The sequence below is a fragment of the Pantoea sp. GbtcB22 genome (assembly GCF_019091025.1).
Classification (GTDB): Bacteria; Pseudomonadota; Gammaproteobacteria; order Enterobacterales; family Enterobacteriaceae; genus Pantoea; species Pantoea leporis.
Map to the genome: position 1 here is coordinate 1 of NZ_JAGXKB010000985.1, position 231 is coordinate 231.

Annotated in this window: 1 pseudogene; it reads left to right on the top strand. The window is 60.2% G+C overall.

What is annotated here, in order from left to right:
• Window positions 1-231: pseudogene (gene glpT, locus KVT28_RS28065) on the top strand (glycerol-3-phosphate transporter); the annotation flags it as partial.

The window sequence follows — 231 nt, forward strand, 5'->3', positions numbered from 1 at the left end:
TCATTATGGGCTCGGTCTCAGACCGCTCGAATCCGCTCGTGTTTTTGCCCGCCGGATTGATCCTTGCCGCAGCGGTAATGTTGGAGATGGGGTTCGTGCCGTGGGCCACCTCCAGCATCATGGTGATGTTTGTAGTGCTGTTCCTGTGCGGCTGGTTCCAGGGCATGGGCTGGCAGTCGTGCGTGCGAACCAAGGTGCGCTGGTGGTCGAAGAAAGAGCGGGGGGGGATTG